This is a genomic window from Duganella sp. AC917, from assembly GCF_979258245.1.
The window spans coordinates 1,489,251-1,511,558 of the sequence record NZ_OZ409848.1 but is presented as its reverse complement, the minus strand read 5'-3'; the positions used below and the strand labels follow the sequence as shown (position 1 = coordinate 1,511,558).

Genomic DNA, 22,308 nt, shown 5'->3' with positions numbered 1-22,308 from the left:
TGCGCGTCATTCGGTCAACTCAATGGTGGTGCGCAGGCGGATGTCGTCCGATCCGGCGCCCACCATCAGCTCGAACTTGCCCGGCTCGGCCACCCATTGCAGCTTGCGGTTGAAGAACGCCAGGCTGTCGCGGTTCAGCGTGAAGCTGACTTGTTGCTGCTGCCCCGGCGCCAGCACGACCTTCTGGAAGCCCTTGAGCTCCTGCACCGGGCGCACGGTGGACGCGACCGGATCGCGCAGGTACAGCTGCACGATCTCGGTGCCCGCCACAGCGCCGGTGTTCGCCAAGGTGAACGACAAGGTAAGCTTGCCGTCGGCCTTGATGGCGTTCTGGCTCAGCTTGACGTCGCGGTACGCGAACGTGGTGTAGCTCAGGCCATGGCCGAAGGCGTAGCGCGGGGTGTTGGGCATATCGATGTAGCTGGACTTGTAGAGCACATCGCGCGGATCGGTCACCGGGCGGCCGGTCTGGTATTGCTGGTAGGTGATCGGAATCTGGCCCTGATGGCGCGGGAAGGTCATCGGCAGCCTGGCCGACGGGTTGACGGCGCCAAACAGCACGTCGGCGATGGCGTTGCCGCCCTCGCTGCCCGGCAGCCACGCGTACAGGATGGCCTTGGCCTGCTCGGCCACGTTCTCGAAGATCAGCGGGCGGCCGGCCAGGATCACCACCACCGGCGTCTTGCCGGCCGCCTTCAGCGCGGCGAACAATTGCCCCTGGCGTCCCGGCAGGCCGATATCGGCGCGCGACTTGGCTTCGCCGCTCATCTCCCACGACTCGCCGACGGCCAGCACCACGACATCGGCGTCGCGCGCGGCCGCCACGGCTGCCGCGAAGCCGTCATCGGTGGCGCAGGCGATGTCGCAACCGGCGGCAAAGCTCACGCGCGTGCCCGATCCGGCCTGCGCGCGGATGGCGTCGACCAGGTTGACCACGCGCTCCGCGTTCGACTTGACGATCCAGCCGCCTTCCAGATCGCGACGGGCCTCGGCCAATGGCCCGATGACGGCGATCGACTTCACGCCCCGTTTGAGCGGCAGCGCCCCGCCGTCGTTCTTGAGTAGCACAATCGACTTGGCGGCCGTCGAGCGCGCGGCGGCGCGGTGCGTCGGATCGTTGACGGCCTGCTTTTCACGCTGCGGATCGGAGAAGCGGTAAGGATCGTCGAACAGGCCGAGCTCGAATTTCTTGGTCAGCACGCGACGCACGGCGTCATCCACCAGCTTGACGTCGACCTTGCCCGCGCCGACCAGTTGCGCCAGCGACCCGCTGTAGGCGTTGCTCTCCATGTCCATGTCGCTGCCGGCGGTGATCGCCTTGGCGGCGGCGTCGGTCAGGTCGGCGGCGTAGCCGTGCGGGACCATCTCGCCGATCGAGTTCCAGTCGCTGACGACAAAGCCCTTGAAGCCCCAGGCGCCTTTGAGGATGTCCCGCTGCAGCAAGGCGTTGCCGGTGGCCGGCACGCCGTTGAGCGTATTGAACGAATTCATGAACGTCGCCGCGCCGGCGTCGAGCGCGGCCTTGAACGGCGGCAGGTAGGTTTCGTACAGCAATTGGTCGCTCATGTCGACGGCGTTGTAGTCGCGTCCGGCGATGGCTGCGCCGTACGCGGCGAAATGCTTGGCGGTGGCCATCACCGAACTGGTGCCGCCCAGCTTGGCGCCCTGGAAGCCGCGCACGCGCGCTTCGGCGATGCGGCTGCCGAGGAAGGCGTCCTCGCCGGCGCCCTCCATGACCCGGCCCCAGCGCGGATCGCGGCCGATGTCGACCATCGGCGCGAAGGTCCAGTGGATGCCGGCGGCCGAGGCCTCGCGCGCGGCGATGCGGGCCGACTGCTCGATGGCCTCCAGGTCCCATGACGCCGCTTCGCCCAGCGGCACCGGGAAGATGGTGTCGTAGCCGTGGATGACGTCGAGCCCGAACAGCAGCGGTATCTTCAGGCGCGACTGCATGGCAATGGCCTGCACCGCGCGCGTATCGGCCGCGCCCTTGACGTTGAGCATCGAGCCGACCTTGCCGGCGCGCAGATCGCTCTCTAGGTTGCGGCGCAGCTCCGATTCCGGCCCGGTGATGAATTGCTTGTCCGACAGCTGGTTCAGTTGGCCGACCTTTTCGCCCAGCGTCATCTGGCGCAGCAGCGCCTCGACCCGCGCCGGGATGGCCGCGCCCTCGGCCGCCCACGCGCCGTTGACGATCAATGCGAGCAAGGTGCTTGCCGCCGAGCCTACGATCCAGTTCCGTTTCATTCAGTCTCCCTGCCGGCGTGTGCCGTGTCTGTTGGTAAATACAAAAAAGTTGAGCCGCAAATATACACCCATGTCCGCCATCGTTGGGTTGCCTGCAGGCTCATCGATCCGGTTGATCCGCGATAAACGTCCGGCCGGCTTCCGTGCCTATAGTCCGAGTGCTGCGCCGGCCGTCCGATGCCGGCCTTCTTTCCTTGGAGCTCATCATGATCCAGCTATCCCGTACCATGGCCGCCGCTGCATCCTTCGCCGCCGCATTGTGCCTTGCCCCTCCCGCATCCGCGCAGTCGCAGGTGTCGGTGTATTACGATAATTTTGACTACACGCTGGTCGACCTCACGCCGGACGACGGCATCGACCCGGGCATCAGTTTTTACGGTTCCTCGATCAATGCCTCGGCATCCACGTACGACTCGCCGTATGGCCTCGGCACGCCACGCAGTACCATCACCGACAGCGCCACCTACGGCAGGGTGGAGTTCGCCATCAGCGACGGCGGCAGTTCCCTGACCGGCGGCTACAGCCCAACGAGCGGCAGCGCCACGCTCTTTGTCGGGCACGGCTCCGCGAATATCGCCGCGTCGTCTGTCGAGGCGTTCGTCCTCGCCCCGAACACGCAGATCACCTTCGAGGTCCGGGGAATCCTGAACGAACTGAACGGTCTCGGAGGCAATGCTTCGGCGAACCTGACAGCGATCGGAATGCTGTATCTGAACGGCGGCTCGACCGGGTACACCAGCTCCCTTTCCACCGCCGCCGGCGACGTTTATGACACGCTGTCCGTGGTGTTGCGTTCCGGCTCGGAAGAAACCTACGGCACGCTTGAATTCAGAAGCGAACTGTCGGCGCAGGTGACGCCGGTGCCGGAACCGGCGACCACGGCGATGATGATCGGCGGACTCGGCCTGGTTGGCGCGCTGGCCCGCCGGCGCCGCCGGTGAACGCCCCGCCTGGAAAATGTGGTGGTTTTACATCACCCAGGCGGATCTTTCCCCCGCCGCATAGCGGCCATACAAAAGCGACATGGTTTGCGGACGATTTCATCTAGGTAGGAACGGCGGATAGCGGTAAAATATCGGAATGATAAGTCCGCCATTTACCCGCCCCGCCCTGCTGCTGGCCTGCGCCATCGCCGCAGCCGGTCCGGCCGTCGCAGCCGATGGCGCGCCCACCCAGTCCTTCCCGCCCGACTATTTCTCGCAGTTCCAGCCGACCACGGCGATGGACATGGCAACCCGGCTGCCCGGCTTCGTCTTCGATGGCGGCAATCCGTCGCGCGGCGTCGCCGGCAACGTCCTGATCAACGGCAAGCGCCCGGCATCGAAGACCGAGCCGCTCGGCGACGTGCTGGGCCGCATTCCGGCGGCCGCGGTCGAACGCATCGAGGTGATCAACGGCGGTGGCGGCGGCATCGACATGCAGGGCTACCCCACGGTCGCCAACCTGCTGCTCAAGCAAATGGATCTGGTATCGGCCAGCACCACGGCGTCGAGCTATCTGACGGCCGACGGCGACCTGACGCCCTCGCTCGAAGGCAACTACAGCCTGAAGCGCGGCGACAAGAGCATCAACTTCACGCTCGGCTGGACGCGCTCGCCGGACACCGCGCAGGGCCAGGGACGCAAGACCACGGTGTACGCAGGCCAGACGCCGGCCGCCGAGGTGACGATGGCCGGCGCCGGCACGGCCGGCAACAAGATGGCGAAGTGGAACTACGGGCAAGAGCTGCTCGACGGGCAACTGACCTGGAACGGGGCCGTCAATCCCTGGACCTATCACTCCCAGGCCCGCTTCGACACCGACACGGGCGCCCTCAATAGCAACGACAACGCCGGACGCACCATCGAACAAGGGTTGGCCTATACGCGCGACCTGGCGCCCGGCACCAGCCTCGATCTCAAGGCGCTGTACCGCACCTCCGAGACGGACGCCGAGTCGTCGTTCTCGTCGAGCGGCCACACCTCGTACGCGGTCACGGGCACCAATGCCACCGAGCGCGTACTGGCCGCGCAACTGAGCTGGCAGACCTTGAACGGCATCGTGATGCGCGGCGGCATCGAACGCGCCGTCAACACCAACGACAGCGCCAACACCTACCAGGCCAACGCCGGCGCCGCCGCCGTGCCGACCGGCAGCGCCTGGGCGCAGGAGGAGCGGGTCGAAGGTCAGTTGTCGTCCGCCTGGCAACTCGACAATTCCCTCAGTGCCGAAGCCGGCCTGAAAGTGTCGCACGCCAGCCTGAGCGTGGGCGCCGGGCATCCCGATGCCAAGTCCCGTCTTTACCCAAAACCACGGCTGCGGCTGACGATGTCGCCGACGCCGTCGTTGCAGTTGCGGCTGCGGCTCGAGCGCGAAGTCAGCCAGCTCAACTTTGGCGATGGCGCCGGCTATTTCGGCATTCCCGACGAGACCTTGCGGGAAGATTACCCGGAGCTGGTGCCGGCCAAGACCTGGCTGTGCGAAGGCGCGCTGGAATACCGTTTTTGGGACCGGGGCACCGCCGTGCTGAGCTACACGCAATCGCACATCAGCGACGTCATCGACCGCATGCCGATGCGCTCGGCCACCGCCTCCTATGACGCTGCCGGCAATATCGGCGACGCCAGCGCCGATAGCGTCACCGGCATGCTGAACCTGCCGACCGACGACTGGGCCCTGCCGCAGGGGCTGCTGAAACTGTCGACCACCTGGCGTTCGTCGTCGGTGACCGATCCGACCACGCAGGAGTCGCGCCGGCTGTCCGGCGAGCAGCCGCTGGCCTGGCGCATCGAATTCTCGCAGGACTTGCCGCGCCAGCGCACCGCCTGGGGCTTTTCGGTCGACAACGGCTGGAGCAACGACAGCTGGCAGATCGCCGACCGCGCCACCAGCAGCGGCAGCGGCTGGGCGCGCGCCTTCATCAACTACCGGCCGGCGTCGAACGTGATGGTGACCTTGGAATTGAACAACCTCACCAGCCGCACCATCAGCTACGACCGCACCCACTATACGGGCGACCGGCTGGCGGGCGGCGTCGATTTCGTCGAGCACAACCTCACCCGCACGCAGCCGTTCGCCATGCTGCGCGTGCGGCGCGACTGGTAGCCGCCGCCCCGTCCTGTCCCGCATCCCTCTCCGCATCCGACCGATATCAATTTTGCTATCGAAAGCGTCGAATTTGGAATTGGTATTGATCGGCTTACTCTGCTAGCGTCACCCCTTATCCTGGCCATCACAAGAGCCTGCCATCCACGGAGTTGGGGAGACAAATGAAAAAACCTATCGCCTTCACGGCGTGTACGCTGCTGGCCGTTGTCGCTGCACACGCCAGCGCGGACACCAAACCACCGGCCGGCCTCGACGCCAACGGACATATGTTGCCGGTCGCGGCCGCCGCGACGCCGTCCTCAGCGTTTTCCTACGCATTGATCGAGCACGGCGTGCAAGTCCGCGTCGGCGGCGCCGTCAAGAACGTCATCTTCTACGGCCCCGCCACCGTGCGCGTCAACACCACGCTGGCCGACAATTTCTGGCGCCATCCGAGCATCGTCGTGACCGGCAAGCCGGCCGCCATCGCCTTCACAACCCGCGACGGCGCCGATAGCCTGACCCTGGAAAGCAAACAGCTGCACATCGTCATCGACAAGTCGAGCGGCGCCCTCACCTTCAAGGACGCGACCGGCAAGATCTACACGCAGGAACGCCGGACCGCGCCGCAGACGCTGAAGAAGATAGAGATCTCCGGCGCGCCGACCTACGAGGCGGAAAACACGTTCACACTCAAGCCCGATGAAGGCATCTACGGTTTCGGCTTCCTTGGCGAAGGCGAGCTGAATCGCCGCAACAAGGAGCTGTTGCTGGTGCAGACGAATATCGGCATCGTCATTCCGGTCATGATGTCGTCGGAACGCTACGGCATCCTGTGGGACACCTATTCCAAGATGCGCTTCAAGGACACGCCCGACGGCGCCTCGCTGTGGGCGGAAAGCGCGCCCGGCGGCGTCGACTACTATTTCATGGGCGGCAGCACATTGGACGATGTTGTCGCAGGCTACCGCGACCTGACCGGCGCGGCGCCGATGTACGCGAAGCAAGCCTTCGGACTGTTCATGAGCAAGGAGCGCTACGAGACGCAGGCGCGCCTGCTGGAGGTGGCGAATACCTTCCGCAAGGAACAGTTCCCGCTCGACTACATCGTGCAGGACTGGCAGTACTGGGGCAGCGACAAGGACGGCACCTGGAGCGGCATGATCTGGGATCCAGAGCGCTTCCCCGATCCAAAGGGCATGACCAAGGCCATCCACGATATGCATCTGAAATTGATGGTGTCGATCTGGCCGTCGGTCGGCAACGACACGGCGCTGGCAAGGGAACTCGATCAGAAGGGCTTGCGCTTCGAACCGCTGCACTGGATTTCGAAGAAGGCGCGCATCTACGACGCCTTCAGTCCCGAGGGACGCCAGATCTACTTCAAGCACGTCAAGAAAGGCTTGCTCGATGTCGGCGTCGATGCGCTGTGGATGGACGGCACCGAGGTGGAGGTCGGCACGGCAGCCCACAGCGCCGCCGATAACGAGCGCGACATCAAGGGACTCGGCAACAATGCGATGGGCGATTTCAGCCGCTACCTGAATCCTTACTCGCTGATGACCACGCTGGGCACCTACGAGGGACAACGCGCCACCAGCAACCGCCGCGCGTTGACCTTGACGCGCTCGGCCTGGGCTGGCGCGCAACGAACCGCCGCCACCTCGTGGTCCGGCGACACGCGGGCCAGCTGGAAAACCTTGCTCGAACAAATCAACGGCGGCGTTAACGTCACCATCACCGGCAACCCGTACTGGACCCAGGACACGGGCGGCTTTTTCGTCGGTGGCGATTTCCCGGGCGGTGAAAAGAATGCGTCGTATCGCGAGCTGTACGCCCGTTGGCTGCAATACGCGGCATTCAATCCGCTGATGCGCATCCACGGCACCGACATCGAGCGCGAACCTTACCGGTTCAAGCAATCCGACCCGGAGATGTACAAGTCGCTGCGCGACGCCGTGCACCTGCGCTACCGGCTGCTGCCATATATTTACAGCCTGAGCTGGAAAGTCACGCACGACGGCTACACGATGATGCGCGCGCTGCCGATGGATTTCCCGGATGACAAGGGCGTACGCAACATCAACGACGCCTTCCAGTTCGGGCCGTCGTTCCTGGTCCATCCGGTCACGCGCCAGATGTACCGTTTCCAGCCGCCACCACCGGACACCATCCCGGCCAGCGCGCTGCGCGCACCGGACGGCAAGCCGGGTCTGGCCGGACAGTACTTCGAAGGCACCGGCTTCGAAACGCCCAAAGGCAAGACGCTGGACGCCACCATCGACTTCCAATGGCCGGGGCCGCCACTGGCGGACATTCCGGGCGGGCTCACCAGCCTGGACAACTTCTCCGCGCGCTGGAACGGCGCCATCGTCGCGCCGGAAGATGGCGAGTACGAACTTGGCGTCGAAGGCGACGACGGTTTCCGACTGCTCATCGACGGCAAACCCGCGATCGACGACTGGAAGAATGGCGGCAAGCGATATGCCGGCACCAAGGTGACCTTGAAGCGCGGACAAAGCGTGCCGGTGTCGCTTGAGTATTTCCAAGGCAGCAACGAGCGCAATCTGCGGCTGGTGTGGCGCACGCCGTCGCAACTGGCCGGCGTCGCCAAGGACACCGGCAAACCTGACAGCACCATGCAAACCTACCTGCCGGCCGGCACCGACTGGTACGACTTCTGGACGCATGAGCGTTTTGCCGGCGGCAAGACGGTAGCCAAGGACGTGCCGCTCGACGTCTTCCCTCTGTATGTCCGGGCCGGGGCGATCGTGCCGATGGGGCCGGTGGTGCAATATGCGACCGAGCAGCCAGATGCGCCGTACGAGATCCGCGTCTATCCCGGCGCCGACGGCAAATTTACCGTCTACGAGGATGACAACGAGACCTACGAGTACGAAAAGGGGCGCTACGCAACCTATGACCTGGTCTGGAACGACGCCGCCAGGTCACTGACGGTGAGCGCCCGGAAAGGCAACTACCCGGGCCTGATCAAGACCCGCAAGCTCAATATCGTGCTGGCAGGCCCGAAGAACGCCACGGCGATCGAACCGGCAGGCGCCACAAAATCCATCACCTATACTGGCAAATCCGTCTCGGTGAAATTCTAGTCGATGACGCGGTGTGGACCAATGCTGGCACCCACAGGCTCTCGCCGTCTGCACGCAGCTCCGGTTCCAGCTTCATCGTGAATACTGCCTCTTTTGCCATGGCGCGATCTCGTTCGCATGTATGAACTTAGTTATACGTTTTCATTACATTGGGCGATGTCGAACCGCGTTGAGCAAGCCTGTGACGCTATGATTACTTCGAAATTGCGACCCAGCGCGAGCCTTGCCGGCTGCTTTCCATCGCCGCGTCCATGAACTTCAGTCCGGCGACGCCGTCGGTGACATCAGGCATCCCAAGCGTCAACTCGGGGATGGCTTGGCCGGCATTGATGGCGTGGATCTGCGCGGCGGCGTCGCGGTACAACTGCGCGAACGCTTCCAGATAACCTTCCGGATGGCCGGACGGTACACGGGTGGCGGCATCGGCCGCCGCGCTGCGCACCCGACCACGCGTCAGGCGCTGGGCGCAACCGCCCTGCGGCGTCAGCCACAATTCGTTCGGATTTTCCTGTTCGAAGCTGAGGCTGGCCTTGGTGCCGTACACCCGCAGCCGCAGGCCGTTCTCGCAACCGGTCGCCATCTGGCTGCTCCACAGCATGCCGCGTGCGCCGTTGGCGTAGCGCAGCATCACCTGCACGTGGTCGTCTAGCTGGCGCCCTGGCGTGAAGGCGTGCAGCTCGGCCAGGATTTCGTTCGGCAGCATGCCGCTGACATAGCCCGCCAGGTGATAAGCATGGCTGCCGATATCGCCCAGACAGCCGTTCGGACCGGCGCGCAGTGGATCGTTGTGCCAGTTGTTACGCTGGTATTCGTCGCTTTGATTGGCCGGCTCCGCCAGCCAGTCCTGCGGATATTCCACGTGCACCAGGCGGATCTCGCCGATCTCACCGGCCGCCACGATCGCGCGGGCGTGCCGCACCATCGGGTAGCCGGCGTAGACGTGGGTCAGCGCGAAGATCTTGTTGCGTTCGCGCGCCAGGGCCGCCAGCGCTTCGCCCTCGGCCAGCGAGATCGCCAGCGGCTTGTCGCAGATGACGTGTATGCCCGCCTCCAGGAAAGCCGTCGCCATCGGCGCGTGCAGATAGTTCGGCGTGACGATGGCGACCGCGTCGATACCGTCCGGCCGCGCCGCCTCGGCGCGCGCCATCTCCCGGTAGTCCGCATAGCTGCGCGCCGAGCCCAACCGCAGGCCGGCCGCGCTGGCAGCCGCCTTCTCCGGATTGCTGGACAGGCTGGCCGCCACCAGTTCGTAGCAGTCGTCCAGGCGACCGGCGATGCGGTGCACCGCGCCGATGAAGGCGCCGTCGCCGCCGCCCACCATGCCAAGTCGAAGTCGTCGTTCCACGGTCATATCAGTTCTCCAGTCCCATCAATGCGCGGACCTGCTGCAGGTCCGCGCCGCTGCCGGCGAAATCGTCAAACGCACGGCTCGCCACACGGATGATGTGGCTACGGATGAAGTCCGCGCCTTCGCGCGCGCCGTCCTCGGGATGCTTGAGCGCGCATTCCCATTCCAGCACCGCCCAGCCAGGGTAATTGTATTGCGCCATTTTCGAGAAGATGGCCTTGAAGTCGATCTGGCCGTCACCGAGCGAACGGAAACGCCCTGCCCGCTCCTGCCAACCCAGGTAACTGCCGTAGACCCCTTGCCGTCCGTTGGGCCGGAACTCCGCGTCCTTGACGTGGAAGGCCTTGATGCGCTCGTGATAGATGTCGATGAACGCCAGGTAGTCCAGTTGTTGCAGCACGAAATGGCTCGGGTCGTACAGGATGTTGGCGCGCTGGTGGCCGCCGACCGCTTCCAGGAAGCGCTCGAAAGTCACGCCGTCGTGCAAGTCTTCGCCCGGATGCAGTTCGTAGCAGATGTCTACACCAGCGTCTTCGAAAGCGTTCAGGATCGGCAGCCAGCGGCGGCCGAGTTCGGCAAACGCCTCCTCGACCAATCCGGCCGGGCGCTGCGGCCACGGATACAGGTACGGCCACGCCAGCGCGCCGGAGAAGCTGACATGCGCCGCCAGTCCCAACCGCTTCGACGCGCGCGCGGCGCGCAGCAACTGGTCGACCGCCCATGCCTGGCGCGCCACCGGGTCGCCGCGCACATGCGCCGGCGCGAAGCCGTCGAACAGCGTGTCGTATGCAGGATGCACGGCCACCAGCTGCCCCTGCAAGTGCGTCGACAACTCGGAGATCTGCAAGCCATGCGAGGCCAGCAGCGCGACGATATCGTCGCAATAGGCCTGACTGTCGGCGGCCTGCTCCAGATCGAACAGGCGCGGATCGCACGGCAGCTGGATGGCTTTGTAGCCAAGGCCCGAGGCCCAGCCGGCCAGGTTCTCAAGGCTGTCGAACGGGACGTCATCGCCCATGAACTGCGCCAGGAAAATGGCCGGTCCCTTGATGGTTTTCATACTGAACTCCTGCGTGATGGTGCTTGGGCGGCGAATTAATAAGGTGAGTCGGCGAAATAGAACTGCTTGGCGTTCTCACGCGTGATCAGTACCGATGGGATGACGGTCTTGGCCGGCAAGGCTTCGCCCTTGAGGCGGGCGTTGGCGGTCATCTTGATGGCGTCGTAGATGAATTTGGGCGAATACGAGACATTCGCCTGGATCAGCTTGTCGCCGTCGATGATTTTCTTGACGGCGGTCTTGGCGCCGGCGCCGCCGAACACTTCCTTGATGTCGGTGCGCTTGGCTTGCTCGATGGCCTTGACCACGCCGATGGCCATGTCGTCGTCGGCCGCCCAGACGGCGTCGATCTGTTTGAAGCGGGTCAGGTAATCCTGCATGACCTTGAAGGCGTCGTCGCGGTTCCAGTTGCCGTACTTGGTGTCCAGCACCTTGATCCCGGGGCTGGCCTTGAGCGCGGCGTTGAACGCTTCCACCCGCTCGTTGTCCAGGGTGCTCGGCATACCGCGCAGCACGACGATGTTGCCCTTGCCGCCCAGCTTTTTAGCCAGGTATTCGGCCGGCAGCTTGCCGAAGGCGGTGTTGTCGCCAGCCACATAGGCGTTCTGCGCCGCCGGATTGGTCAGGCCGCGATCGACCACGGTGACGTAGACGCCCTTGTTCTTCAGTTGCATGACCGGCTGCGTCAGCGACGCCGATTCCAGCGGAAAGATCACCAGCGCGTTGATTTTGTTCACCACCAGCATGTCCTGCAGCTGGTTGGCCTGGTCCGGCGTGCTGGCGGCCGTCTTGATGATGATCTTGAGGGTCGGATTGGCCGCTTCCAGTTCCTTCTTGGCCTGGTTGGCCCACCAGACGATACCGCCGGTGAAGCCGTGCGTCGCGGTCGGGATCGCCACGCCCAGCGTGACTTTCTCGGCCGCGAAGGCAGTAGCGGCCGAGCCTGCGGTAACCGCCAACAGGCAGGCGCCGACGATGCGTTTCATTGTGATCATTGTGTTCCCTATCTTAAAAATTAACGACGGCCGCGCTGCATGTAGGCGACGGTGATGATGACGACGCCCTGCACGGCGGCGTTCAGGTGGACGCTGATGATGCTGGTCAGATTGACGATATTGCCGATGACCGACAGCAGGATGGCGCCGATGACGGTGCCCATGATGCGTCCCGATCCGCCCTTGAGCGAAGTGCCGCCCACGACGACGGCGGCGATCGCCTCCAGCTCCCACAGGATGCCGGTGGTCGGCGTGGCCGAGCCCAGGCGCGGCACGTACAGAATGGTGGCGATGGCCACGCACACACCCAGCAGCAGATAGGTCAACACCTTGATCCTGTCGACGCGGATCGCGGCATAGCTGGCGACCTGTTCATTGGAGCCGATGGCCTGGACGTGCTGGCCGAAAGCGGTACGGTTCAAAATGACGGCGCCGCCGACGGCCACCAGCAGGAACACCAGCACCGGAATCGGCACGCCCAGCACGCTTTGATAGTAGACCGGGCTGTAGACGTCGGAAACAGTGCTGTCCAGGGTCAGCGCGCCGCCATCCGACAGGTAAGTCAAGGTGGCGCGGAAGATGCCCAAGGTGCCCAGGGTGGCGATGAAGGGCTCGATGCGGCCGCGGGTGACCAGCAAACCGTGCGCGCCGCCCAGCACGCCGCCCATCAGCAATGCCAGTGCGCAGCCCAGCATGACGGTGGCCACCGGGCCCATCGGCTGGGCCGCGCCCGCCGCCGAGTTCATCAGCATGATCATGGCGCCGGCGATCAGCGCGGCCATCGACCCGACCGACAAATCGATGCCGCCGGAGACGATGACAAACGTCATGCCGACCGCGATGATGCCGATAAAGGCGGTGCGGGTGAGCACGTTCATCATGTTTTCGACGGTGGCGAAGTCCGGGTTCAGCAGGCCGCCGGCGATGCACAGCAGGATCAGCGCCACGACCGGGCCGTAGCCCCGGAAGCGCGACAGTCCCGGCAGGGCGAAAGGAACTTTAGTGGTGGGTGTCGGTTGCATGGGAAATCAATTCTTCTTCGGTGAGATGGTCGTGGTCCAGCATTGCTTGCAGTTTGCCGCCGTGCAGGATCGCCACGCGGTGGCACAGCCCGATCAGCTCGATCAGCTCGGACGAGATGACGATGACGGCCCTGCCCTCGGCCGCCAGACGGTGAATCAACTGATAGATATCGCGCTTGGCGCCGACGTCGACGCCACGGGTGGGCTCGTCGAGCACCACCACGCGCGGATCGCTGTGCAGATATTTCGCCAGCGCCAGCTTTTGCTGATTGCCGCCGGACAGCGAACCGGCCTTGCAGTCGATGTCGCGCAGGCGGATGCCGAAATCGGTGATCGCCTTGTCCAGCGCGGCGCGGCCGCCTTTCAGGTCCAGCCACGGCTTGGAGTCGCGCTCCAGGGTCATCATCGTCAGGTTTTCGCGCAGGCCCAGGTTCACGTGCAGACCCTTGCCCTTGCGGTCTTCGCTCAGGTACGTCAGCCCATGCAACATCGCCTGGCGCGGGCTGCGGATGTCGACGGCAGCGCCGCCGATCTCGATGCGCGCCGACGAACGCGGACGCAGGCCCAGCAAGGCTTCGAAGGCCTCGGTGCGCCCGGCGCCGACCAGCCCGCCGAAGCCGAGGATTTCGCCGGCGCGCACCTCGAAGCTCAGGTCGCGCACCCAGCCCGGCACGTTCAGGTTCTCGACCTTGAGCAGCGGCTTGGCATCCGCCGCCGGCAATTGCTTGGCAACGAACATGTCAGAGACGTCGCGGCCCACCATCAGGTTGGCCATCTGGTGGCGGTCGATGTCGGCCGTGACGGCGCGGGTGACGAAACGGCCGTCGCGCATCACCACCACCTCATCGGTGTTGGCTTCCATCTCGTCGAGCTTGTGGGAAATGTAGACGATGGTCACGCCCTCGGCCTTCAGGCGTGCCATCAGTTCGAACAGCTTGCGCGTTTCGCCGGACGACAGGCTGGCGGTCGGTTCATCCATGATCAGCAGACGCGCCTTGCGGCTGAGCGCCTTGGCGATTTCCACCAGCTGCTTTTCAGCGACGATCAGGTCGGCCACTTTGGTGTCGGGGCTGACATCCAGCCCGACCTGTTCCAGGCAGGCGGCGGCACCGGCCCGCATGGCCTTGGTGTCCAGCAGCCAGCCGCTGGTTTTCTCATGGCCGAGGAAAATGTTCTGCGCGATCGTCAAATGCTCGGCCAGGTTGAATTCCTGGTGGATCAGCGCGATGCCCAGCGCCTCGGCCTGGCGCGCGTCGGCGAAGTCGCGCGCCTGACCGTCGATCAGCAACTGGCCGCCGGTGGGCCGCTCATAGCCGGCCAGGATTTTCATCAAGGTCGACTTGCCGGCGCCGTTCTCGCCCAGCAGGCCGTAGACGCGGCCCGGCTCGAGCGCGAAGTCGACCCCGTGCAGCACGCGCACCGGGCCGAACTCCTTGACGATGTGTTGAAAATGTACGGACAAGCTCATGGAGTTTCCCGGATCATTACCGCGCCGGCAGCTTGGCCAACACCGCCTGCAAACCGCGCATCGATGCCGCCACCGATTCCAGCTGGCCCATACCGTTTGGATACTCTTCCTGCTCGATGATGATCCACTCGGTGCCGCCGACGCTGCGCACCGCCTTGGTCAAGCCTTCCCAGTCGGTCTTGTCCTGGCCGATGATGCTGGTGCCGTCGGTGCCCTTCACGAACTTGGCCTTGAAGTGCGTGGTCACCGTGCGGCCCGGATACTCGTTGACGAAGGCGATCGGGTCCTTGCCGGCATAAGTGGTCCAGCCCACGTCCTGCTGCATGATGAAGTCCTTGGGCGTGTTCTTGGCCAGCAAGTCCCAGTTGGTCTGGCCCTTGTCGCCCAACATTTCCGCCTCATGGTTGTGATAGCCCAGCTTCATGCCCTGCCCGCCCAGCTTGACCGTCAGCGCGCTCAGTTCCTTCGCCAGTTCCGCCGAGCCCTCTTTGCTGGCGCCGCGCGCATCCATCGAGATGATCAGGCGATTGCAGCCGAGCGATTTGTAGAAGTCGGTGGTGGTTTTATAGTTGGTGGCGTTGAGCTGATCGACATGCATGTGGGCGCCGGCGCACTGCAGGCCTTTTTTGCGCAGGAAGTTTTTCAAGCCGGCCGGGTCGGTCTTGTACTTGCCGAACTCACCGGCAAACTCGACGCCCTGGAAGCCCAGCTTGGCCAGCTTGTCCAGCGTGCCCTCGAAGTCCTGCTTGACCTCATCCTTGACCGACCACAATTGCACGCCCAGCAGAGGGCTGGTGGCGGCCTGCGCGGAACCGGCGCCGAGGGCGAAGCACAGCGTCAGGGACAAAGCCAAAACCTTGCGTTGGTATGTTTTCATTGTTATTTCCTTAGAGTTTGCCAAGTTTGAGTTGATCAGCCGCGTAGGCGCACGCACGCGCGGTCAGCGCCATGAACGTCAGCGACGGGTTTTGCCAGGCGCTGGAGCACATGCTCGCGCCATCGGTCACGAACAGATTCGGCACGTCGTGCGCCTGGTTGTGACCGTTGAGCATCGACGTCTTCGGATCGCGCCCCATGCGCGCCGTGCCCATCTCGTGGATCGACAGGCCGGGCGCCCACTGCTCGGTCGTCTTGATCGATTTCTTGATGTCCTTGACACCCAGCGATTCGAGGATGTTAGCGGCGGTATCGGCCATGTCTTCGCGCATCTTGTCGTCGTTGGCCGAATAGGTGCAGTCGATGTGCAGCTGCGGCATGCCCCATTTGTCCTTCTTGGTCGGATGCAGGCTGACCATGTTTTCGTAGCGCGGCAGCATCTCGCCCTGGCCGTACAGGCCGAAGTGCCAGCCGCCCGGCTTGCGTATCATGGCCTTGTAATCCTTGCCGAAGCCGGGCTTGCCGCCCTGCTGCTGCCAGCCTTCGCGCCCCGCGCCGCCCGCCAGCGCATAGCCGCGCAGGAAGCCCGGATGCTGCTCGGCGACATTGCGGAAGCGCGGGATGTAAGGTCCGGTCGGACGGCGCCCCGAGTAATAGTCGTTCTCGAAACCCTCGACCCGGCCGGAGGCGCCAGCGCCGAACAGATGGTCCATCAGGTAATGGCCCAGCACGCCGGAAGAATTGCCCAGGCCGGTCGGGAACGCCTCGGAGGTCGAGTTCAGCAGCACCTGCGTGCTGCCCAGGGTCGACGCGCACAGGAACACCACCTTGGCGTGGAACTCGCGGGTTTCCATGGTTTCGGCGTCGATCACGCGCACGCCGGTGGCGCGGTTGGTCTTGGCGTCGTACAGCACGCTGTGGACGATGGCGTTGGTGGCCACGCTCAGGCGGCCGGTGGCGGCGGCCGCCGGCAAGGTCGAGCTCTGGGTCGAGAAATAGGCGCCGAACGAACAGCCGCGATGGCACATGCTGCGCGCCATGCAGCTGCCGCGCCCCATTTCCAGATGCTTTTCGTTGGGCTTGGTCAGGTGGGCGCAGCGGCCCATGATCATGCGCGCCGGGGCGAAGCTGGCATCGAACTTTTTCTTCATTGCCGCTTCGACCGTGTTGAATTCGAACGGCGGCAGGAATTCGCTGTCCGGCAGCACCGCCAGGTTTTCGCGCGCGCCGCTGATGCCGACGTGACGCTCGACGTGGGTGTACCACGATTCCAGGTCGGCGTAACGGATCGGCCAGTCGACGCCGTGGCCGTCCTTGGCGTTGGCGCCGAAGTCGAGGTCGCTCCAGCGGTAGGACTGGCGCGCCCACATCAACGATTTGCCGCCCAGCTGGTTGCCGCGTATCCAGCTGAAAGGTTTGCCCTCCGGCGTGCTGTAAGGCATGTCGCGGTCGTTGTTAAAGAAGTGCTTGGTGTGGTCGTCGAAGGCGTAGCATTTGCGCTGTTCGGCGAACTGGTCCGCCGCCAATTTTTCCTCGACCAGGCCGCGGTTGGGCAGCTTCCACTCGTCGACGCCTTCGCCGATGTAGTCGCTGCGGTGCTCGACCGGACGGCCGCGCTCGACCATGAGAGTCTTCAGGCCGCGCTCGCACAGTTCCTTTGCCGCCCAGCCGCCGGTGATGCCCGAGCCGACCACGATGGCGTCGAATTGTTCGGCGCTTTGTTTGATGTAAAACGAATTTTGGCTCATGTCAGATCGCCCAGGTCCGGGTGTTTTTACGAATGGGGAAGTTGCCCTTGTAGCCGCCGGGCACCGGCAGATAGGCCAGTTCGAGCGTCGAGCCGGCCTCCGAGGTGTAGTAGGCGAACAGGGTATAGGACTTCAACTTTCGGAAAAACTGCTGATCCTCGCCATTGAACGGCGCCGTGCCGTTATCGAGCGCCTGCAACAGGGCGACCCGCCGCTTGGGCGGCAGCGCGCGGAAGCGCTTGCCATCGGCGGCCAGCGCCAGCGCATCCACCCGCTCCAGGCCGGCGATAAAGCTTTGCTGCTCGGACGCGGTGGCGCACGCCTGCAACATATGGTCGATGGTGCGATGCGCACCGACTGCCAGCGCGCCTGGCGTATCGGTCGCCGGAATGACGTGCTCGGCCAGGACGGCCGTCAACGCGAGCGCCTCGGCCGACAATAGACCCGGCGCGGCCGGCGCCTTGTCGGCGGCGTCCAGCGCGGCCAGGGCGTCGCCGGATAACGCCAGGCCGCACAGCCCGGCTAATTTGATGAGAGCGGATCTGCGTCCGTCGATCTCTCGGTCAGTATGCAACATGTCTCCTCCAATGCTTCTTTGGTTCAACTACTCCCTCGGACCGTTCCCGCCCGCCCGGAGGCCAGCAAGGACAGTTGATATTGTTTGGGCGTGATGCCCACGACACTACGGAAAATCTTGGTGAAATAGCTTTGCCCGCCGAAACCGGTCTCGACCGCCACGCGCGCGATGCTGTGCGCGCCCGGCAGCAGGCGGCAGGCCTCGTGGATCTTCATGCGCAGGATGTATTGCTTGGGCGTCAGCGAAAAATGCTGCTTGAACTTGCGCTCGAAAGTGGACAGCGACATGCACGACAGGCTGGCCAGATGCTCGATGCCGATGTCCTCGGTCAGGTGCGCTTGCAGGTATTCGATGCAGCTTTTAAACACGTGGAACGGCGCGATGGCTTCCTGAGAGCGCTGGGCGTCGCGGCTGAAGCCCTCGACGCCGACGATTTCGCCGTGGCGGTCGCGCACCGGGGCCTTGGTGGTGAACAGCCAGGTCAGCGCGCCGTTGTTGCCATCGATGACTTCCAGCTTGTTTTTGACGGCAACGCCGCTTTCCATCACCTGCAGGTCGTCGGCGCGGATGCGGTCGGCGATATCGCGGCGGAAGAAATCATGGTCGGACTTGCCGACGATGTCCTTCACGCTGGACAGCGAATGCTGCTCCTGCAACAGGCGGTTGCCCCAGACGAACTGGCCGGCGCGGTTCTTGGCAAAATAATACGTATCCTGCAAATCGTCGAAGAGGACGCTGGGAGTGGAGATGCCGTGGCGATAGAAAAAATCGGCGCAATCGGAGGTCGGCGCGGCGTCCACACCGGTCAGGAAATTTTGGTGCTTTTCCTTTTCGGTATCGCTGGTGGCCACCACCATGCCCATCCTGATCATCCTCGTGCTCATCGCCGTTCGCCATTCGCTAGTCTGGCGAGAATGGTAGCATCGACAACACCGGTTAAGTAGTAAAAATTCGGAAAAATTTATAACAAAATCGGCAAGTCAGGAATTCTGGAGGGGTCAACCACGCTCTGTACAGGCCGCTGGAATTTGCCACACCAGCGTTCTTTCCCACGTCATTAACAGGGTCTTAAGCTTCGGCACCCAAAATCGCGACAAATCCATCCGATCTTACCTTTGAATAATGAAGACCAGCACATGAGCGGCACAAGCGACGGTCCCGCACTTTCCCAACTATTGCGTCAACTGGCCGACGATACCACCCGCGACCGTGTCGCCGTGGGCGACCTGCTGCACGCGCTTGGCGACCGCGCCACCGGCGCGCTGCTGTTCATTTTCGCCTTTCCCAATATTTTGCCGGTGCCGCCGGGAACCTCCGTCATCCTTGGCGCGCCGCTGGTGTTTCTTGCGGCCCAGCTGACTTTCGGCATGCGACCTTGGTTGCCGGGGATCATCAGCAGACGCTCCATGGCCCGCACGGACTTCCACGGCATGATGCGACGCGTGATCCCGTGGCTGGAACGGGCTGAGAAGCTGCTGCGTCCGCGTATCAGCGTCCTGGCGCTGCCGCCCTGCGAATATGTGATCGGCCTGGTGTGCCTGCTGCTGGCCTTGGTCCTGGTCCTCCCGATTCCGCTGGGGAACATGCTGCCCGCCCTATCCATCAGCCTGCTGGCGCTCGGCCTGCTCGAGCGCGACGGCTACGCGATCGCGACCGGCGTGGTGGCGGCCACGGTGTCCGCAGTGGTCGTCTCCGGCGTCATCTGGGGCATCGTCAAAGGCATTGTTTTCATGGTCGCGCAAGTGCTGGTGTAGCCGACGGCGTCCTGCTTTGCGGCACGGCGGCTCCGGCGAGCATCCCTTTTTGATATGCTCGAATCGGGAGAAGTCATGGAAATCCTCATACTGATCAGTCTCATTGTGCTCAACGGCGTGTTCGCGATGTCGGAGATCGCCTTGGTCACAGCCCGCAAAGCCCGCTTGAAAAAGCTCGCGTCCGAAGGCGACAACGCCGCCACGACCGCCCTCGAACTGGGCGGCGACCCCACCAATTTCATGTCGACCGTTCAGATCGGCATCACCTCGATCGGCCTGCTCAACGGCATCGTCGGCGAAGCTGTGCTGGCCGGCCCTCTCGCGAACTGGCTGCGCTCCCTCGGTATCGCCGGCCCCACGGCCAACGTCGGCGCCACCGCCGCGGTCGTCGTGGTGGTGACGTATGTCTCCATCGTCATCGGCGAACTGGTCCCCAAGCGGCTGGGGCAGATCGCACCCGAGCCCATCGCGCGGTTGGTCGCCAGGCCGATGCGCATTTTGGCCATAGTGGCGCGCCCGTTTGTCGCCCTGCTCTCGATATCGACCCGCTTCGTGCTGCGGCTGATGGGCGTGAATCAAAACGCCGAACCAGGCGTGACGGAAGAGGAAATCCACGACATGCTGGACGAAGGCTCGCAGACCGGCGTCATCGAGCAACACGAACACGAGATGGTGCGCAACGTCTTCCGGCTCGACGATCGCCGCCTCGGCTCGCTGATGGTGCCGCGTGCCGACGTGGTGTTTATCGACATCAATCTGCCTGCGGACGAGAATCTGCGCCGGCTGATCGAATCGGAACATACCCGCTTCCCCGTCTGCGATGGCGGTTTGGACAACATACTGGGCGTGATCCACGCCAAGCAGGCGCTCGCCTCCGTCGCGATGGGGCTGGCGCCCGATTACTCGGCCAATCTGCACCCGGGCATCCATGTGCCGGAAACGCTGACCGGCATGGAGTTGCTGAACCAGTTCCGTGGCAACCAGACGCAGATGGTCTTTGTCGTCGATGAGTACGGGGAGATCCAGGGCATCGTGACCTTGTACGACCTGATCGAAGCGGTCACGGGCGAATTCACGCCGCGCGACACCGACGCCGCATGGGCGGTACTGCGCGACGATGGATCGTGGTTGCTGGACGGATCGATCCCGATTCCCGAGATGAAAGACCGCCTGGGCCTGAAGACCGTGCCGGAAGAGGAAAAGGCACGCTACCACACGCTGGGCGGCCTGATGATGCTACTGCTGGGAAAAATCCCCGCGCCCGGCGAGCATGCCGAGTGGGAAGGCTGGCGACTGGAAGTGATGGACATGGACGACAAGCGCATCGACAAAGTGATGGCGATGCCGCCGTCCATACCCGCTTGAGCGCCGTCTACAGCACCGATTTGGCAAAACTGTTGCGCGAGGCGGTAACGCCGATCCCCACCGGCGTGGGCAGTTCCGCTGCCGCCGCGCGCTGCGGCGCGTAGAAAATGTTTTGGGTGGGGAACGCGAGGCTGATGCCGGCCGCTTCGAGCCGCTCGTATATCGTCAGCAGCAGCTCTTCCCGGATCACCACCTGCACGTCGAAGTCCGCCACGTCGATATAGGCGAACACTTCGATATTGAAGGCGCGGTCGGTGATGTTGCCCAGCCGGGCGCGGGCGCCCTGCGCCATCTTGTCGCGGGTGGCCAGCACTTGCTGGACGATGGTGATGGCCTCGCGCAGTTTGGCCGACGTCGTGTTGTAGGCGATGGCGATCACCGGATTGAACAGGAAACGCTCGCGCTCGGCGAAATTCTCGATCTGGCGCGCCGACAAGTCGCCGTTGGGCACGGTGACGACGGTGCGGTCGAGCGTACGGATACGGGTCGAGCGGATGCCGACATCCTCCACCGTGCCGACCACGTCGTTGATCTTGACAAAGTCGCCCACCTGCAGCGGCCGGTCGGCAATGATGGTGACGCTGCCGACCAGGTTTTCCACGGTCTTCTGCGCGCCCAGCGCCAGCGCGATACCGCCGATACCCAGCGCCGCGATCCCGGTGGTGACATCGATGCCGAACGTGCCGAGAATGCCGATTACGGCGAACGCGAGCAGCAGGAACTTGACTGTACGGCGCACCAGAATAATGACGGAGACGATCTGGCGGCGCTGCTGGCGCTGCATGCGCGCCACCGCGAGGTCGGCGATGCCGTCGACCAGCCGCAGGCCGAACCATACCACCGCGATCGCCGTGATGACACCGGTGTACCGCAGCAAGGTCTGGCGCGCGACGATCGACACCGGCAGCGCGTCGGCCCAGTTGTAGAAGATGGCGACGGCGATCAGCAGGCTCAAAGGCGGCAGCGCCGCCTCGGCGAAGCGGTAACCGCTGCTAGCGGCCGGATCGGCCACCATCCGGCGGATGACGGTCACGCAAATGAAGGACACGAGCCACACCCCGCCGAACACCATCACGCCCAGCCCCAGCAGCACGCCCCAATCCTTGATCGGCGCGCCGGCCACAAACCATTCGTCCTTTTGCGGCGCCGGCGCCACCGGCGCCAGCTTGATCGCGGTCGACATCAGCGCCAGCGATTCTTTCGAAATGCGCCACACCTGGCGGTCGCCGTCGAGCCCGCGCTTGAGCAGTATCGGCACCTCCTTGCCCTGCAGGGTGACTTCGCCGATGTTTTCCTCGTCGGCCGGTAAATCGTCGTCCAGCCTGCCCGTGGGGAGGTGCGACAGCGCGGCGAACGGCTTGAGCGATCCGCTGTCGTCCAGCAGCGCGTGAAAACTGCGCGCCTGGTTGGCCGCGCTGCGCTGTTGCCGGCTGCTGGTCGGCGTCGGCATTTCGAAGAACTGGGCGGCGCGGTCGTAGTCAAGTTCGGCCAACGCGCCGATCAGACCGGCGACCATGGAGCGCGGCGTCTCGCGGCCGAGCATGTCGGCGGGAACGGCCGGCGCCTCGGCGGCGGGCTTGGCTGACGGATTGACGGCGGGAATGGCGTTGGCCAGCGGCGCAACCATCGCCAGCAAAAGCCAAATCAAAAATTTGTTAACAAAACGCATGCT

The 22,308-nt window shown here is 64.2% G+C and carries 16 protein-coding genes; 5 read left to right on the top strand and 11 right to left on the bottom strand.

The genetic code is table 11. From position 1 onward, the window contains the following. Positions 1–6: 6 nt before the first annotated feature. Positions 7–2,247, bottom strand: a complete 2,241-nt coding sequence (locus tag ACZ0BA_RS06730) for a glycoside hydrolase family 3 N-terminal domain-containing protein (protein WP_463450552.1) — start codon at positions 2,245–2,247, stop codon at positions 7–9. A 206-nt stretch (positions 2,248–2,453) separates the two neighbouring features. On the opposite strand from ACZ0BA_RS06730, the gene ACZ0BA_RS06725 reads away from it, so the two are divergent. The 3 genes from ACZ0BA_RS06725 to ACZ0BA_RS06715 all read left to right on the top strand — a co-directional run bounded on the left by ACZ0BA_RS06725 (position 2,454) and on the right by ACZ0BA_RS06715 (position 8,423). Further along, complete coding sequence (locus tag ACZ0BA_RS06725) at positions 2,454–3,188, top strand: PEPxxWA-CTERM sorting domain-containing protein (RefSeq protein WP_463450551.1); 735 nt, start codon at positions 2,454–2,456, stop codon at positions 3,186–3,188. A gap of 139 nt (positions 3,189–3,327) precedes the next feature. After that, positions 3,328–5,331 carry a TonB-dependent receptor gene (locus ACZ0BA_RS06720; protein ID WP_463450550.1) on the top strand — a complete coding sequence of 668 codons (2,004 nt, stop codon included), beginning with the start codon at positions 3,328–3,330 and terminating at the stop codon, positions 5,329–5,331. A gap of 164 nt (positions 5,332–5,495) precedes the next feature. Continuing rightward, positions 5,496–8,423: a glycoside hydrolase family 31 protein gene (locus tag ACZ0BA_RS06715; RefSeq protein ID WP_463450549.1), complete on the top strand. Its 2,928-nt coding sequence runs from the start codon at positions 5,496–5,498 to the stop codon at positions 8,421–8,423. 193 nt (positions 8,424–8,616) lie between these two features. Here ACZ0BA_RS06715 and ACZ0BA_RS06710 read toward each other — a convergent pair whose 3' ends face one another. From ACZ0BA_RS06710 to ACZ0BA_RS06670, 9 genes are read right to left on the bottom strand one after another with little or no spacing between them, the layout of a single operon-like run. Continuing rightward, positions 8,617–9,774 (bottom strand): Gfo/Idh/MocA family protein, encoded by a 1,158-nt coding sequence (locus tag ACZ0BA_RS06710; protein WP_463450548.1) that lies wholly within the window; start codon positions 9,772–9,774, stop codon positions 8,617–8,619. 1 nt (position 9,775) lies between these two features. Then, positions 9,776–10,831 carry a sugar phosphate isomerase/epimerase family protein gene (locus ACZ0BA_RS06705; protein WP_463450547.1) on the bottom strand — a complete coding sequence of 352 codons (1,056 nt, stop codon included), beginning with the start codon at positions 10,829–10,831 and terminating at the stop codon, positions 9,776–9,778. A 35-nt stretch (positions 10,832–10,866) separates the two neighbouring features. Next, a complete protein-coding gene (locus ACZ0BA_RS06700) occupies positions 10,867–11,826 on the bottom strand; it encodes a substrate-binding domain-containing protein (RefSeq protein WP_463450546.1) in 960 nt (319 codons plus the stop codon). 20 nt (positions 11,827–11,846) lie between these two features. Beyond that, entirely contained in the window at positions 11,847–12,848 is a 1,002-nt protein-coding gene (locus tag ACZ0BA_RS06695; protein ID WP_463450545.1) for an ABC transporter permease, read from the bottom strand. Further along, positions 12,826–14,316: a sugar ABC transporter ATP-binding protein gene (locus tag ACZ0BA_RS06690; RefSeq protein ID WP_463450544.1), complete on the bottom strand. Its 1,491-nt coding sequence runs from the start codon at positions 14,314–14,316 to the stop codon at positions 12,826–12,828. The genes ACZ0BA_RS06695 and ACZ0BA_RS06690 overlap by 23 nt, the downstream gene beginning before the upstream one ends. Positions 14,317–14,332: 16 nt before the next feature. After that, positions 14,333–15,193: a sugar phosphate isomerase/epimerase family protein gene (locus ACZ0BA_RS06685; protein WP_463450543.1), complete on the bottom strand. Its 861-nt coding sequence runs from the start codon at positions 15,191–15,193 to the stop codon at positions 14,333–14,335. Between the two features lie 10 nt (positions 15,194–15,203). Beyond that, complete coding sequence (locus tag ACZ0BA_RS06680) at positions 15,204–16,940, bottom strand: GMC oxidoreductase (protein ID WP_463450542.1); 1,737 nt, start codon at positions 16,938–16,940, stop codon at positions 15,204–15,206. A 1-nt stretch (position 16,941) separates the two neighbouring features. Further along, the gene (locus tag ACZ0BA_RS06675; RefSeq protein WP_463450541.1) at positions 16,942–17,517 is read right to left on the bottom strand and encodes a gluconate 2-dehydrogenase subunit 3 family protein; all 576 of its coding nucleotides are present in this window, start codon (positions 17,515–17,517) and stop codon (positions 16,942–16,944) included. Positions 17,518–17,540: 23 nt separating this feature from the next. Beyond that, positions 17,541–18,401 carry an AraC family transcriptional regulator gene (locus tag ACZ0BA_RS06670; protein ID WP_463450540.1) on the bottom strand — a complete coding sequence of 287 codons (861 nt, stop codon included), beginning with the start codon at positions 18,399–18,401 and terminating at the stop codon, positions 17,541–17,543. Between the two features lie 252 nt (positions 18,402–18,653). On the opposite strand from ACZ0BA_RS06670, the gene ACZ0BA_RS06665 reads away from it, so the two are divergent. Both ACZ0BA_RS06665 and ACZ0BA_RS06660 read left to right on the top strand, forming a co-directional pair. Continuing rightward, the gene (locus ACZ0BA_RS06665) at positions 18,654–19,271 is read left to right on the top strand and encodes an exopolysaccharide biosynthesis protein (protein WP_463450539.1); all 618 of its coding nucleotides are present in this window, start codon (positions 18,654–18,656) and stop codon (positions 19,269–19,271) included. Between the two features lie 75 nt (positions 19,272–19,346). Then, complete coding sequence (locus ACZ0BA_RS06660) at positions 19,347–20,636, top strand: hemolysin family protein (RefSeq protein WP_463450538.1); 1,290 nt, start codon at positions 19,347–19,349, stop codon at positions 20,634–20,636. Between the two features lie 7 nt (positions 20,637–20,643). Here the strand turns inward: ACZ0BA_RS06660 and ACZ0BA_RS06655 are convergent, their stop codons facing one another. Further along, positions 20,644–22,305: a mechanosensitive ion channel family protein gene (locus tag ACZ0BA_RS06655; protein WP_463450537.1), complete on the bottom strand. Its 1,662-nt coding sequence runs from the start codon at positions 22,303–22,305 to the stop codon at positions 20,644–20,646. Positions 22,306–22,308: the final 3 nt, after the last annotated feature.